The organism is Mesorhizobium sp. M1307, assembly GCF_040318155.1.
Classification (GTDB): domain Bacteria; phylum Pseudomonadota; class Alphaproteobacteria; order Rhizobiales; family Rhizobiaceae; genus Mesorhizobium.
On sequence record NZ_JAMYLR010000077.1, the window covers coordinates 1 to 13,976 of the forward strand.

The window sequence follows — 13,976 nt, forward strand, 5'->3', positions numbered from 1 at the left end:
TCAGGCTGCTGTAATACCAATAGGAAGTCTCGATACCGAGGCCCGCACCGCCGACGACAATCGGCAAAGACAGAGCAAAAATAGTGGCAACGTTGCCGCTCTCGCCTGTTTGTCGCAGACGGCTAACAAACCGCCTCAAGATGCGGGCACCCCATTCCATGGAAATATTTAAGCCAGGATGAATGAAGGAACGACTAAGGATTTCACTCCATTTGCTATGGTCACTCTTTAGCCCCGACCTGCACAAAGTCCGGCGACCAGCTGCTCGGCGTTGAGCGAGCTGGCAAGCCGGCATTCGCCCTCGTGGGTGAGATCCGCACCCGAGCGATCCGCGAGCGGCTACGGAAGCGGGGCCAGGAGCATGCCGGGCCGCCGCCAAAGGGGCATGAAGCGCCCAGCCACCCAATGGGCCAAGCCGGGGCTGATTGGCCCCGTAAAGCATCTGCACAGCGAAGAGGGGCTACGCAACGCCTCGCTGCTGGACTTCTGGGATCAGATTTAGGGTGACACCGGCCATGCCGCGCTTGACCCCTAGGCAAAGCCGCCTAGGATTACCGCAAAGCAGAGTTGAGTTGTCGCACCGCCACCTGGGCGGCCGATAGTCTGTGCTTTTCGAAGATTGCTAGCTTCTGCTGATAAGTGATCCGCACCTTGGCGTTGCACCGGTGGCATCTGAAGTGCGCGATCGTTCTTAGTGCAGAGCCTTTCCTTACTGCCGGATAGGAGCAATCCGGACAATTGAATGTGAGCGCAACATTAGACAAGTCTTTGGCTAAACCCATTTTCAGATCGTGTCCCAGGATGTGGTGGAGCTGACGGCTTGGTCGCCGCGCTCTCCGGCATGGGGCCGGGATGATCAGCGTGCCACCGCTGGCAGGCTGATGAGCGGATCATCGCTCATTTGACTGATGGTTTCCAGTGTCATGTATCTGGCTTGGACGGCCCATTCGTCGTTCTGCTCAAAGAAGGAGCGCGCGTACCGAGCCGATGTGCCAATCAGCAACCTTCGTCGGTCTTTTTCACCTGGCCCGGCGCGGCGGTCTTGGCTGTCGTGTCCTGCTGACCTGGCGCCGCCTGCTGAGCGCTGCCAGTCTGCTGGCCGGGCGCGCAGTCTCTGGCCGAGTTCGGATTTGTGGTGCCGCTGGTGGTGGTCGTGTCGGTGCCCTGATCGCCGGACATGTTGGTGCCGCTGCTCGTCGCGCCGGTGCCCTGATCCGTCGTGCTGGGCATGGTTGTCGTGGTCGAGGTTCCGCTCGTTGAGGTCCCGCTCGTCGTCTGGGCGAAGGAAAGCCCCGCCGACACCGCCAGCACGGTCGAAGCCAAAGGATGCGTTTCATCTTCTTTCTCCTGTCTGAATGCGCGGGGTGCGCTGTAAATCCAACAGGCAGACAGACAGACAGAGTGTTCCCCGATGAAGTTCAACTTTTGTAACTCTGACAACGATGAGCCTTCTGAGACGATTCCTCGCCCTTGGCTCTGCTGCGGCATGTTTGCCTTCGGTCTCCTTTGCGGATGCGCAACGATTAGACCGAACAATAGTCGCGATTTCGCCCATCGGTTGCGTTCCGGCCTCGAACACGTTATTTTTGACGCTAGCGTTCCCGGGGGGGAAGGTGGATGAGCATCGTCCAATGGGTCGGTCCAGTTCTAGAACAGGCGATTGCCGCAATCCTCAACAGGGCGGACCGGGGGGACACCGTCTCGGTCAAAGCCGCATTATACCACGTTCGGCAGTCTGCGCCTGATTTGACAGTATGCGACGACCATATAACCGAGGCTATCCTCGAAGTCGCTGCGGCGCTTGACCTGTTGGTGGCTTTCGATAGTCGCGAGTAGCCGATCAATCGAGCGTAGCGATTTGATAGGAACGGCCCGGCAGCCAATCGGGGGGTGACCAGCGGCCGCTGGCGCTAACTAGCGGCAATTGGGTCGTTCGCCGGTTGCGCAAGTTATAGGCCATCTCATGCATCATTGCTAATTTTGGTAATCTGATTATGTTCTGTTGCCCTAGCCGCCGGATCTCACGATCCAGACTCGGTTCCTTGCGTAGGTGGGCAGGCGCAGGCACCAGCTGGCTGGAGTTCATTGAGCCTTGATGCCGACCTTGATCGAGAAGCTGCCCGAGGGCGACGCCTGGATAGACGAGGTGGAGTTCGACGGCTACTGGGCCTGTCTGCCGGAAGGTCAGTATTTAGGCGGCGTCGACCAGAAGCTTGGAAACCGTGTTGATCGGCATGTCGGCAAACGCGGGACCTTTGCTAGATCATTGCCTTTTTCTGCGCGACCCGACAGATTCACCTGAGCATGCCCTGTAATGTCACGTAATAAGGCAGCATGACCATCCATTGCTGCGCGCCTGTGTTCGGTATGCCTAGGGGCGAATTCAGCTGATCTGACATTTATCGATGGCAAACACCGCGAACCCAGTTGATGAGAATTCCGACGAGCATCGGCGCGAGCGCCGCCAACGTGTGCTAAAGGGCGGGACGATCATCACCGGGATCCAGAATTCCGAGATCAGCTGCACCTTGCGCAATCAGCATGAGGGGGGCGCTGAGCTGAAGGTCGCGCCCGATGCCCGGGTTCCCGATCGCTTCTTGCTCTACGTGTCAGTCGATGGAGTTGCCTATCGATCGGAGGTTCGCTGGCGCCGCAACGACCGCATCGGCGTCAAATTCACCGGCACCGAGCCAAAACCGAAACTTCACTACGGCTGACCGATGGCAAGATGAAAGTCAGAATTTTTCTGGCACTGCCAGTTATTTTTCATGTCCCAAACAGCACAAGTTGCACCGCACACTCTTGCCGAGAACAGCCTGGACAGGACGTGAACGGCGCAGCCGTCCTTGAAACCGCTTTCACGGCTCTGGTGTCCTCTTGCATCGAGCAAGGCTGGACGGCTGAAGAAACTGCCATCGCACTTTTTAACTTCGCCAAGAGACCACCTTGAACAGCTCAAGGCGACCACATCGACTTAAGTTCGCCTAGACTAGCTGTGCGCTGTTTTGACATTTCGACATCGCGGTGTCGGATTATTTGCATGCAAACGAGTGTTGCGACGCTATCCTCCCTCCTACAACGTAAGGTTCTGGGAGGAATGCATGGCTCCGCATGAGCGACATGCCGTTGAAATCGTCAGAGACAAAGACTGGTCGGTTCGCGTGACGGTCAATGGCACCACCACCACCGTCCCTTTTGCATCCGAGAGCTACGCGCGCTCGTTTGCAGATGGTCAGGCGTTCCGGCTTGGCGTTCAGGTGGCGGAGCTTAAGAAGGCAGCCTAGCTGCGCGCCGACCCGGTACAATATACTCGTCAAACGCCCCTTCGAATTCGCTCGTGCAGGCGACATCGCCCGGCTGGACAACAGCATCCCGGTCTGGAACGGCGCGCCAAGCCTATGATTTCGAGACAATCCGGCTTAATCATCAGTGTTCGCGCGGTTCAATAGAGCTTGATCCAGGCCGGGGCATGGTCGCTTGGCTTCTCCCAGCCGCGCATGTCGACATCCACGCCGGCACTGCGCAGCCGGTCGGAAAGGGAGGGGCTCACAAGAAGATGGTCCATTCGCAGGCCGAACTCCGATCGTAGCCGCCCCAGTAGGAGAAATTCCAATAGGTGTAGATGCCCTTCTCCGGATGGATGCGCCGGACGGCATCGATCCAGCCCTTCGACCACCTTTAGCATAGGCCTGCCGGCATTCCGGGAAATAGACCGAAACGCCCAGCCATCGCCTTGGCACCACGACGTCGATTTGGGTTGGAACGACGTTATAGTCGCCGCAGAGAACACTGGGTGCCCCAATTCGAGCAAGTGCTGGCCGTAGTTGATGAGACGATCGAACCAGCGCAGCTTGTAGTCGAACTTTGGGCCAGGCGCTGGATTGCCATTGGGCAGATAGAGACAGCCCACAACGACCCCATCCACCTCGGCCTCAATATAGCGGCTGTGAGTGTCGTCAGTATCGCCAGGCAGGGCCGCGTCGGCGTTCCACAGGTTCCATTCCTCGGGCCAGGATCGCCACACCGTCGTAGGATTTCTGGCCTGCCAGATCGCGCCGTAACCCGCCTCTGTGATCCATCGATAGGAAACTTGTCCTCCGACGTCTTCGATTCGTGCACGCAAACGATATCGTAGTCGCTTTCGCCTAACCACTTCAGGAGCACAGGCAGTCGGCCGTTGACGCCGTTCATATTGAAGGTAGCGATGCATGCCCTCTCAGGAGGACCTCGCGGCAGCCGGTCATAGGCAATGTGGCCTATCCCCTGCGCTGAACCTCGAGCTCCTGATGTTGCAACTTCGCCAGCGTCTGTGCGGCCGAGCCTCACTTCCTGCCCAGCTTGTCGTCGACTTTGTTGCGAGTGTTGGCGACCGACTTCACCGCCGACTTGACGTCAGCTTTGCTGGCGCCGGTTTTGCTCGCCTCATATTTCATTTCGTGGTCCTGCCCACCAGCGACCCTTGGCCGGTCCTGGTCGCGTCCACGCGTTGTGCCAGTGTTCGCCATTTCTATCTACAACAATCGCCGTACCAGTCACCAGACAACGCGGCCGGACCCTTCCGGTTCAATCGTGGCGACGCGCGTGCCACGGAGCCAGCTCCCAGGCAGGGTATCGAATGAGCCCATGTATTCGGATCCGGCACGTCGCTACCGCGGGGCGAGCCTAGCGGCTCGAAGCTTGGGTGGGCGATTTCGACATGGATGATCATGCGCAGCCGTGCTCCTCTCGCTCAACACGTCACGCTCCGCTCGGGGAGGTCGACGCCTCCCCAAAGGCCCACCATCTCCTGATTGGCGTCGTCACCTTCCCAACTGGAGACGTGAACATCAGAGATCTTCCTCCCGGAACTCCCTGGCCGGACGACCGTTTCGCCTTGTGTAAAACAATGGAGGATATGTCATGGACTGGAATCGCGTCGAAGGAAACTGGAAGCAGGTCAAGGGTAAGATCAAGGAACAGTGGGGCAAACTTACCGATGATGATCTTGATCGCATCGCTGGCAATCGCGATCAGCTCGAAGGCAAGATCCAGGAACGCTACGGTATCGAAAGGGACCGCGTTCGGCAGGATATTGACGATTGGTATGATCGGCAAGTCTGGTAGGATCGCATCAGGCCGTCATCTACAGGAAGAGGTGCTGTTCCCTCGGCGCTCCTTGGTGCGCTGGCAGTTGCAAGGTCAACCCGGCTTGTGTTGAGACAGCCAGCGGTCTGACCCGGCCGCTGGGATTGTAAGTGCCCAGCAGCGTTCCCCAAATCCTTTCGGGCGTTCTCGTCGAAGTGGCTGACCTCGCCTCGAAGCTCAAGTTCGCCACGATCGAATAAGGAAGGAGCCAGTCCTGGGCGATTTTTCGAGCTTGCTCGACCGTCAAATCACCGGACTTCCCGATCGAGGGTTTACGGCGGACGCCGGCATTGGTCCGGTATTGCAGCATGACGATCTTGCGCCCGGCCGGCGTGACTCCCTCACGAAGGCAGCCAACGTCTCATCGTCAAAGCTAGCGGGTCAGCCTCGTCCGGCATGGTGCGGCCAGCTCGCCGCCTTCCTGACCGAGGCCTGAGGACGACTTCACCCATTTCCGTCAGAGGCCGGTTCTCCCTGCCGTCTTTTGTCGTGTTCGGCGGGATGTCGATGACGACTGGCAAGTCTGGTAGGATCAGAAAGCGCCATCGGATGCCAAGCTCATGCAATCCTTCTTCAGTCTGACCTGATCAACCCCAGCCGCCTCCCCCGCTTCCACCGCCGCCGCCACCGCCACCAGAAGGAATGACAGGCGCAGGAACAGGCTCGTCCTCAACCGGTATAATCACTTTCTTCGCGGTTTTTTGTTTGCGAACAGGCTTGACGACCTTCGGCGGAGGCACCCGGCGGAGAATCTTCGGCTGGGGCGTTTCGACCAGCGGCGTCGGTTCAACTCTCGGAACCAGGGAAGTGCAGCCCATGAGGCCCGCCAAGAAGCCGGATAACGCTGTTCCAAGTATTGCGTGTTTCAATACTCTGCTCGCCATTGTCTCCTCCTTGGTCAGAACAAGTCCCGACGCGGATTGGCTTCTTCCCAGACTCGTCTGGCCGCGTTAACCAGTTGAGTGTCTTGTGAACCGGACGCGGGAAGCTTCGATTTCAGTTCATGTCGCAGTTGCTTCAACGCCGCTGTTTTTGGCTTCGGTCCGAACTTTGCCAGCGTCCTCTGGGCATCCGGCAGTTCCTTGCGCACGTCAAGTGCGGCGGCAAGCGCAAGGAAGCGCACGGCAAGGGCCTGATCGGCCTTGTCGCCCTTTTGCATTTCGAGGGCCGCGCGATCGTAAGCTGCGGACGGATCTCCCCGAGCGATCCCAATTTCGAAGAATCTTTGCGCTTCTGCGAGGCTCCGTCCCACACCGACACCATCCCGATACATGCGTGCGAGGCTGCCGGGCGCATACGGCTGACCGAGATCGATTGCCTTCTGAAATAGCGCTAACGCCGTTTTGGGGTCCTTGTCCACGCCCTGCCCGGACAAGTAATTGCGCCCGAGCAGGTTCATGGAATACATGTCCTGCCGCTGGACACCGGCTTGCAGGAAGGCAACAGCGCGGGCCGGGTCAGCGGTTACGCCGTTGCGGCCCTCAGTGAAGATCGCGGCCAGATCGTTCATGGCATAGGTGTGCCCCATCGCTGCCGCCTTGAGCAGCAGGTCCAAACCCTTGCCGGTGTCGGGCTTGACGCCATAGCCATTGAACAAGGCGCGACCCCATGACGTCATTCCGTAGGGATCGCCTTTGTCGGCGGCCGCCGCGTAGAGGGCATTGGCCTGGGTGCGGTCCAGGGCCACGCCGGCTCCGGTCGCATACATGTAGCCGAGTTCGAACACGGCGCGTACATGTCCCTTCCTGGCCGCCTCCTCGACGGCTGTCTTGGCTTCTTCGACCTTGCCTGCCGCAAGCAGCGCCCGCCCCAGTTCATAGCGGAAGCGCGGGACTTCCGGATAACCCTTTACCGCGGCCTCGCAAAGCTCAACCGCGCTAGCGCCAATTTCATTCGGCAGCAGGCCGGGGCTGACGCCTTGCAGATCGAGAGGTTCGCCGGCAGCCGTGTCGCACGGATCGATCGTCGGCGACAGTTTCATCGTGGCGGGCTTTGATGAGCTGCTGTCCGCCCGGATTTCGAAGCCGACCTCGACCTTGGCTTCTGCGCCGATCTGCGGTTCATAGCGCAGCCGGTCGACCTCTCCGGCCATCAGGCTCGACTGCGGCGACAGGGTTCGATCGGGCAGCGAGAGCGTTCCCGTTGCCGGATAACTCGATACTTTAAGGCTGACGGCGGAATCATCGGTCGGGAAATCCAGATTCAGCGCAACTGGACCCACGCCCACGGGCACGTCGATGTCGCGGTTCTCGATCGCCTCGGCCGCACCGGTTATATGAATGCCACGCTCCAGCACCTGCTGCTTCTGCTCGGCCTCGAGCGAAGCCATGATCTGTTCGCCTTGCGCGCCTTCACCGCTCTTCACCCGAAACACGACGATGCCTTGGGTCTGGCCGCCCCAGTTGTCATGCGTCGCATAGGCCAGCATGTCGACCTCTTCCTGCGGGGCGACTCCCTTGGGAACATCCATCTGCAGGCGCGGCAGATCCTTGCCCTGGATCGGCACGCCCAACTCAACAGCCTTGCCGTCCAGCATCAAACGCCCCAGGGCGGGCGGTCTTTCGATGCTCAGGGTAATCGTGCCACCATCGACATCGACCGGTTCAGGCAAGCCTAAGTCGACGGGTCCGACTCCTGACAGCACCACCTTCTCCAGCACGGGCGGCAGCGATGGTCGATTGCTGCGGCGCATCAGGACGACTTCGTCGATCAGCGATGAGTTCTCCCAGGGAACCTGGAGGCCGTTTGTGGCCTCGACCACATCACGGCGCACCGCCGCCATCACGGTGCGGATCTCCTGGTTCGGGGCCAGCGCGCGACGGGAAAACGCCGCCGAAAACGGGCTGAGTTCGCCGGCGCCGTCATAAGCCGCCGCCCCGGGTTCGGTGGCAAAGGCAATCAAGGTGTTCAGCGAGCTTCTCACCTGTGCGAGCCCGGTATTGCCGGCAGTGATGAGCTGGTCTCTCAGCCAGTAATTCTTGCGTGGGAACGGATTGTTGCGGCAGGCATCGAGTATGATCACCTGAATCTTTGATTTCGAGCGTAACTGTTCCAGCACATCGTTGAGCTTAATGGCCTGGACTTCGATGTCCGCCGCCTGCTTCAAGGAGGCATCGACCGGGATCAGAAAATTTTCGCCGCCGATCTGAAAACCGTGGCCGGAGTAGTAGATGACGGCCAGTTCTGCGCCGTCTGCGGCGGCAAGATAGTTGCGGAACTGTTCCTCGAATTGCAGCTTCGTCAGATCGCTTGCGACGAAGACCTCGAACCCTGCGAGTCGAAAGGTTTTTGACACGTCCTCGGCATCCTTGGCCGGGTTCTTGAGTGCGGGGAATTGTCGGTACTCCGAGTTGCCGATGACAAAGGCGACTCTTCGGTCGGCGCAAGCGTCAAAGGTCGTGAAGCTCGCGAAGAGGAAGGCTGCGATGATTCCGCAAAGTCGGAGCATGGCAATTCCCTTGAACGCTATTGCCTCGCCCACAAGAATACGGCATGTGCTAGCAAGGTCCGTCACAGAGCAGGCAATCCGCCGAGACGGAAAGAGAGAAAAGCCGTCTCGACGGCGGGCATATTCCTCACTTGATCGAATGCTAAATTACATCAGGGACCGAGTGTCTGCAACGTCTGTCACACCTCCAGGCTACCGCCAATCCAATTCCGCCACTGATATCGGGAGGAGCAGCTGCGGGAGGCGAGGATTGCGGCTGCGAGTTTTTGGCATTTTTTCGGCTGGGAGCACCCTTTGCTCCGCGACATCGGAGGCGACAGTTGCTCGCCTGGGCCTCTGCAGTACGGTCACAGGCTCTTTGCAGACTCGGACTCGGCCGGAGTGCAAAAAGAGCCCCCCCAGAAGTTCAACGGCCGGCTGGGTGGCCGACGTCATTCGCTTAGTGTTCTTGTAATACGTGCTGAGAGCATGGAGCGAACCCTTGCCGCAATCTCCGTCGACGATCATGCGATAACAACCTAGGCGGCGCGAGCCAACTGACCGGAAGCGAAAACACCGAACGGCGTTGAGCCAGGGTCATCGCCCCTCGGCTTCTGCTGCGATCAGCTTGCTATGCTCCGCCTTGGGACCCGAGTGCATGACAGGTTGGAGGTTGCGACCGACGCAGCTGGTCCGCCACACATCGTTGGCCATCGCGTCTTCGGAGTCGACGCGAAGATCACGAACTGAATTTTCACCAAAGGACCGTGTGGTCCATCTAGGATCTGACGGCCGAGCCAGCTTTTATGCAACTTTCCTAAAATGGCCGGAACCGAGGCTCGTCCTGCGGCTTGAGTCGATTTCTGGAGTCGCAGATTCATGAGTAGCGCAAAGGACCGGCTTTCCTTCATCGAGTTTCAATCACCCACCCTGGTGGCCAAAGCTGCCGAAGACGGCGAATGGCTTCACGAAATAAAGTACGATGGCTACCGGATCCAACTCATCGTCGAGGGGGGAAGAGCACGAGCCTTCACGCGTCGCGGCTATGACTGGTCGCATCGCCACAAGAGCATTGTCCAAGCCGCGGCGAGCCTGCCGATAAGGTCTGCGATCATCGACGGCGAAGCCGTTGTCCTCGGCGACACGGGTCTGCCGGACTATCAAGCCTTGCAGCGGGGAATTGGGCAACCCGAACTCGCCCAGGCTTATCTTCTATGCATTCGATCTTCTGCACTTAGCGGGCGCGACCTTCGCCAGCAGCCGCTGATTGAGCGCAAGGCCGCGCTGGAGAAGCTGCTGAGCGATACAGCGCCGAGATTGACCTATGCCGAGCACCTCAAGGTAAGCCGCAGCGACATGTTCGCTCACGCCTGCAGGATGGGCCTGGAGGGGCCCCCTGATCATCGACAAGGCGCCGCTGTCACTGCCTGTCGACAAGCCCAAAGCGAGCTGGGTCAGACCAGACGTTCTGGCGGAGGTGCAATTCACTGGCGTGACTGATCGCGGCATCTTGCGCGAGGCGGTGTTCAAGGGATTGCGCGAAGACCTCGTGCCTATCCAGGCAAAACCGCCCGCACGGTCGAAGCGACGGCTGGACCGGAACCATGGCGTCCCGCGCGAGAACATCCTGCAGCTGCTGCCCGATGCGGTCTCACCCTCCAAAGAAGAGCTCGCCGGCTACTGGGAACGGGTTGCCGATCAGGCGTTGGTTCATCTTGGCCGGCGGCCGCTGAAGCTGGTTCGCCATGCCTTCGGGGCCATCTTCTATCACAAGGGACCGCTGCCGGACATTCCCGCAGCAGTGCACCAATTGCGGGTCCAGAAGCGCGAGGGTGGTGAAGGGGTGCGCGTGTGGGTGGATGATCTTTCCGGTTTGCTCGGATTGGTCGAAATGGACGTCATGGAGCTTCATCCCTGGAACGCACATCGAGCATGCCGATCGCGTCGTTCTGGACCTCGATCCCGGCGAAGGCGTCGAATGGTATGAAGTCATCGATGCCGCTTTGGCGCTGCGCGACATCATGGAGGCGGCAGGTCTCGGATGCCGGCAAGAGCGTCATTCTCAAATTTGCAGGCAGAGTTGGCGAGCTTTGACATAAACCGCCTGCGAAACATCGTCGCTCGGCTGTGAGCCGTACCAAGGCGACGAGGACTGGAGGTCTCACTACTTCGCTCAGGAATGGCGCCAGCCAGTCCGCAGTTTCCCCGAGGACGCTGGGGCCCTCACTCACGATTTAGAGCTTCGTCAAGGCTTCGGCACCGCCGCCGCCAGATCGAGAGAACTGCACTCATGGTCATATCCCCACCGAAGTGGAGCATATCCAAAGTTCTTAGGCGCGCAAGGCGTGTGGCCGCGCCCGTCAGGCGGTCTCGAAGTACCCAGTATTGTGTATGCTCACGCAGCCACGCGCTTTGAATGAACACAAAGGCAAAGAGTATTCCGCCGCGGCGGGTAATGACATTAACTTCAATAACCCTGCTCGAAGTCGATCTTGTTGGACAGAGGCTCTCCTCTTGCGACTTGACCGCAGAGATCGGCGACCTGGTCAATTCCAGAATCCACCCAGAAGCTCGCGACATGAGGTGTGATGGTCACCCTGGGATGAGTCCACAACGGCGATGAAGTCTCCAGCGGTTCACGCTCAAACACGTCAAGACAAGCTCCAGAAAGCTGACCTTCGTCGAGCGCGCGGATCAGGTCGTCTTCGTTGACATGCGCGCCCCTGCCGACATTCACAAGGTAGGCACCTTGCTTCATTTTTTGAAAGGCACTGGAGTTCAGTATCCCACGAGTGTCACCAGTCAGGGGCAGTGAGCAGATAACGTAGTCCCGACTTGTGAGTGCGTCCGCAAGCTGGGCACGGCCAAAGTAACTATGTATACCAGGAAACGTCTTTTGATGACGGGACCAGACTGCCGTGTCGTAGCCCAAGTCCGCAAACAGCTTTGCGGCCCAGCCACCGATCCGGCCCGCACCCAGCACCACAATTCTTGTCTCGGAGATCTTCCGTGGCGCGATCGGACTCCAAAGCTTGCGGGCTTGCAGACTCATGTAAGCCGCAACATGCCGTTGCTGGCACGAAACGCGAAGGACGGTGTATTGCACCACTTCCGAAGCCTGCTCACGCGTTGCGAGCCTGATGAGCGGAACACCCTTTGGAAAGCTCTGAAGATCAATGCCCTCGACACCGGCCCCCAAATAGACGACGGCGCTTAGCCCTGTCATAGCGTCAAAAAAGCCAGGATTGGCGCCCTTGTCGACCAGCACAATATCTATGTCACTCTTGTCCCCGGCATCTGGCCAGAGCCTGAACTTCAGCTGCGGCACACGGCGTTCTAACTCAGCAGCCCATACTTGTGCATCAATGTAGTCAGGGTACTCATTGACCATCAGAACGGTTATTGGTTCGTCGGACACTTCGCCCTCCCCGGTCTCAGGGGTCACGGCATCCCTATTGGGCCGCACCCAAGTTCCAGATGTCCCGATGCAGACGCCATGTCCCGTCGTCGCCTTTTTTCCAGACGACAATGTACTTGCCTGCGACGGTGGAGGGGTCGCCACTTTTGCTCGGCACACCGAGCGTAAATGCGCCAACTTCGTAGGCGAGATTCCCGCTCCCTTCCACTTCCAGCGCTTTCAGGGTGAGATTCTTCATCCCGGCCTTGATTGCGCCCTGCCAGAATTCTTCCACGCCCTTGCGGCCATCGACGCGCTTGCTATCGGGTGGCAGCAGGGCGGCATCCTCGGTATACATTTGACCCACCGCTGCTGCGTTTCCGTTGTTGAAGGCATCCATGAATTTTACCAACGCCGCTTCGATGTCCTCGCGAGCCGACTGGGCGGCCGCAGACAATGCAGACGAAAGAAGCAGCAAAGCAGCAAGTGCAAATGACTTAGCCAGTCTCATTTTGTCCTCCCTTTGCGTGCTCCACAGGCCACCCGATGGATAGCGCCCAATCCGAGTACGCCGCGGGCGCGCTCAAGGGCGAGGCGGATTACATTAGGCTTATCTGATATGACAGCGCAAGCACAGCTGCGGCCCTCTGAATGAACCGCAGAGCGGGCATCAACAGCGCCTAGGTAGGGCGGGAGGAGCTGCTTTCTGACGAGATGGCCCCGTGGTCTTCGGCTATCCGGTCCAACAGCTTACGCGAAGCTGCGATTACACGGGGGGTTTCGTCGATGGTTTGCCGAAGGTCTTCGATGTCTGCGCGCGCGCGGCGCTCATTCCATCGAGCAGCTACTATTTCAAACTTGTCCCAGGCGGAAACCATTTTGAAGACCCCTAGCGCTCCCGCAGCTCAAACTTGAGCATTGCCTCTGCGAACCTCTGGCCGCTTTCGTCGCGTACCTTCATCACAAACTCTCGATAGAGACGTCCGGCAGCTTATCTTTGGTGATTTCGACCAAGGCTCTTACCGCCTCTTGTTTTGCAGCTTCGAGGTCGGGCAGATCGGTGCCTTCGACGTCGGGGAAGACTTGCCCGTTATCGGTGAAGTCGAAGAAAAAGCGAGGCATCCCTACAAACACAATAAATGCGGGAAAGGTTCATCTTGCTTCACGATTGGCTATGCAGCCGGCGCCCGCCGCTCTAATGCACGCAGCCGCTAACGAGCGTGATCTGACGTCCAATGATGATCGCGCATTTGGTTAAAAACGTACGCGGCCGGACTCATAGTCCCCATCGGCGTATCGTTATTCTTCCGAAAGGGGAGGCTTCCATGCTACCACTACCCCACGCCGTCGATCCAAAGATAGTTGCTGAGATCAATAGTCTGCTAGACCATCACGCCGGGGTGGTACCGGTCCCCGTTCACAAACTCGCGGCGGTTGTCCGGCTGCGCCTCAAAAGCCATCTTTCCATCGCGGCTATCGAGGCGCTGATCGTGGACGAAGCCGAGTGTCGCCATCTGCCCATGCTGTTCGAACTGCCGGGAACGGAAGCGGCTGTAGTTTCATCCGCTCTGGGTCGTGCGACTTGAAGGTTAGGGGCTCGGGCACTGGGCTCTGCTAGGGGAGCCCGCCGCCTCGGAGGGATGGGCGACGGACCCCGCAGTGGCTGCACCGAGACGGATCGACCCCTGCAAGTCTTTAACCGGCGAGGGCCTGCATTTGTTCCCCGAATGCGTGCGGCGCTACGACTATGTGTTCAGCCGGCTCGTCCCGCTCTAAGTCCCCTCATGCCTAGGGCTGAATGGGCCAGTTACCGGAGCCCGTTTCCAAACATTCCTGACGCCTTGTGCAACCATTCCCTGACCTGCGAGTTGCGCGACAGGCGGGGAACCTCGGCCGACATGGCAAAGCGCGACAAAGCTGGGCATAGGTCCCTTGCAGAAGCATTTTTTGGTTAACGGATGGTCCGCACCGCTGAGAGGATCAATTCCTCCAGATTGAACACTGAACTACTTGACCCGTTGCCCGGTC

The 13,976-nt window shown here is 59.0% G+C and carries 12 protein-coding genes and 2 pseudogenes; 7 read left to right on the top strand and 7 right to left on the bottom strand.

What is annotated here, in order from left to right; all coding sequences use genetic code 11:
* Window positions 1-996: 996 nt before the first annotated feature.
* Window positions 997-1,488 carry a hypothetical protein gene (locus NKH16_RS33930; RefSeq protein WP_352903815.1) on the bottom strand — a complete coding sequence of 164 codons (492 nt, stop codon included), beginning with the start codon at window positions 1,486-1,488 and terminating at the stop codon, window positions 997-999.
* 607 nt (window positions 1,489-2,095) lie between these two features.
* On the opposite strand from NKH16_RS33930, the gene NKH16_RS33935 reads away from it, so the two are divergent.
* The 3 genes from NKH16_RS33935 (at window position 2,096) to NKH16_RS33945 (ending at window position 3,284) form a co-directional block, all read left to right on the top strand.
* Complete coding sequence (locus tag NKH16_RS33935; protein WP_352903817.1) at window positions 2,096-2,302, top strand: hypothetical protein; 207 nt, start codon at window positions 2,096-2,098, stop codon at window positions 2,300-2,302.
* A 103-nt stretch (window positions 2,303-2,405) separates the two neighbouring features.
* On the top strand, window positions 2,406-2,717 hold the full coding sequence (locus NKH16_RS33940) for a PilZ domain-containing protein (RefSeq protein WP_352903819.1): 312 nt from the start codon (window positions 2,406-2,408) through the stop codon (window positions 2,715-2,717).
* 384 nt (window positions 2,718-3,101) lie between these two features.
* Entirely contained in the window at window positions 3,102-3,284 is a 183-nt protein-coding gene (locus tag NKH16_RS33945; protein WP_352625720.1) for a hypothetical protein, read from the top strand.
* Between the two features lie 158 nt (window positions 3,285-3,442).
* Here the strand turns inward: NKH16_RS33945 and xth are convergent.
* Window positions 3,443-4,191, bottom strand: a pseudogene (gene xth, locus NKH16_RS33950) (exodeoxyribonuclease III).
* A 131-nt stretch (window positions 4,192-4,322) separates the two neighbouring features.
* Complete coding sequence (locus tag NKH16_RS33955) at window positions 4,323-4,505, bottom strand: DUF3606 domain-containing protein (RefSeq protein WP_352450278.1); 183 nt, start codon at window positions 4,503-4,505, stop codon at window positions 4,323-4,325.
* Window positions 4,506-4,899: 394 nt separating this feature from the next.
* Here NKH16_RS33955 and NKH16_RS33960 point away from each other — a divergent pair, with 394 nt between their 5' ends.
* Window positions 4,900-5,103, top strand: a complete 204-nt coding sequence (locus NKH16_RS33960) for a CsbD family protein (protein WP_352450279.1) — start codon at window positions 4,900-4,902, stop codon at window positions 5,101-5,103.
* A gap of 919 nt (window positions 5,104-6,022) precedes the next feature.
* On the opposite strand, the gene NKH16_RS33970 is transcribed toward NKH16_RS33960, so the two are convergent.
* On the bottom strand, window positions 6,023-8,572 hold the full coding sequence (locus tag NKH16_RS33970) for a caspase family protein (protein WP_352903822.1): 2,550 nt from the start codon (window positions 8,570-8,572) through the stop codon (window positions 6,023-6,025).
* Window positions 8,573-9,430: 858 nt separating this feature from the next.
* Between NKH16_RS33970 and NKH16_RS33975 the strand changes: the two genes are divergently transcribed.
* On the top strand, window positions 9,431-10,051 hold the full coding sequence (locus tag NKH16_RS33975; protein ID WP_352903824.1) for an ATP-dependent DNA ligase: 621 nt from the start codon (window positions 9,431-9,433) through the stop codon (window positions 10,049-10,051).
* Window positions 9,975-10,650: pseudogene (gene ligD / locus NKH16_RS33980) on the top strand (non-homologous end-joining DNA ligase LigD). Before NKH16_RS33975 ends, ligD begins: the two are co-directional and overlap by 77 nt.
* A gap of 368 nt (window positions 10,651-11,018) precedes the next feature.
* Here the strand turns inward: ligD and NKH16_RS33985 are convergent.
* The 3 genes from NKH16_RS33985 to NKH16_RS33995 form a co-directional block, all read right to left on the bottom strand.
* The gene (locus tag NKH16_RS33985) at window positions 11,019-11,969 is read right to left on the bottom strand and encodes a 2-hydroxyacid dehydrogenase (protein WP_352903826.1); all 951 of its coding nucleotides are present in this window, start codon (window positions 11,967-11,969) and stop codon (window positions 11,019-11,021) included.
* Window positions 11,970-12,003: 34 nt separating this feature from the next.
* On the bottom strand, window positions 12,004-12,459 hold the full coding sequence (locus NKH16_RS33990; protein ID WP_352903828.1) for a YybH family protein: 456 nt from the start codon (window positions 12,457-12,459) through the stop codon (window positions 12,004-12,006).
* A gap of 449 nt (window positions 12,460-12,908) precedes the next feature.
* Entirely contained in the window at window positions 12,909-13,070 is a 162-nt protein-coding gene (locus NKH16_RS33995; RefSeq protein WP_352903830.1) for a DUF6894 family protein, read from the bottom strand.
* Window positions 13,071-13,183: 113 nt separating this feature from the next.
* Between NKH16_RS33995 and NKH16_RS34000 the strand changes: the two genes are divergently transcribed.
* On the top strand, window positions 13,184-13,534 hold the full coding sequence (locus NKH16_RS34000) for a hypothetical protein (protein ID WP_352903832.1): 351 nt from the start codon (window positions 13,184-13,186) through the stop codon (window positions 13,532-13,534).
* Window positions 13,535-13,976: the final 442 nt, after the last annotated feature.

Coding starts and splice junctions, on each gene's coding strand:
- NKH16_RS33955 (WP_352450278.1), bottom strand. CDS start 4,505: ATGGCGAACACTGGCACAACGCGTGGACGCGACCAGGACCGGCCAAGG.
- NKH16_RS33935 (WP_352903817.1), top strand. CDS start 2,096: ATGCCGACCTTGATCGAGAAGCTGCCCGAGGGCGACGCCTGGATAGAC.
- NKH16_RS33930 (WP_352903815.1), bottom strand. CDS start 1,488: ATGCCGCAGCAGAGCCAAGGGCGAGGAATCGTCTCAGAAGGCTCATCG.
- NKH16_RS34000 (WP_352903832.1), top strand. CDS start 13,184: ATGATGATCGCGCATTTGGTTAAAAACGTACGCGGCCGGACTCATAGT.
- NKH16_RS33995 (WP_352903830.1), bottom strand. CDS start 13,070: ATGCCTCGCTTTTTCTTCGACTTCACCGATAACGGGCAAGTCTTCCCC.
- NKH16_RS33945 (WP_352625720.1), top strand. CDS start 3,102: ATGGCTCCGCATGAGCGACATGCCGTTGAAATCGTCAGAGACAAAGAC.
- NKH16_RS33960 (WP_352450279.1), top strand. CDS start 4,900: ATGGACTGGAATCGCGTCGAAGGAAACTGGAAGCAGGTCAAGGGTAAG.
- NKH16_RS33990 (WP_352903828.1), bottom strand. CDS start 12,459: ATGAGACTGGCTAAGTCATTTGCACTTGCTGCTTTGCTGCTTCTTTCG.
- NKH16_RS33970 (WP_352903822.1), bottom strand. CDS start 8,572: ATGCTCCGACTTTGCGGAATCATCGCAGCCTTCCTCTTCGCGAGCTTC.
- NKH16_RS33940 (WP_352903819.1), top strand. CDS start 2,406: ATGGCAAACACCGCGAACCCAGTTGATGAGAATTCCGACGAGCATCGG.
- NKH16_RS33975 (WP_352903824.1), top strand. CDS start 9,431: ATGAGTAGCGCAAAGGACCGGCTTTCCTTCATCGAGTTTCAATCACCC.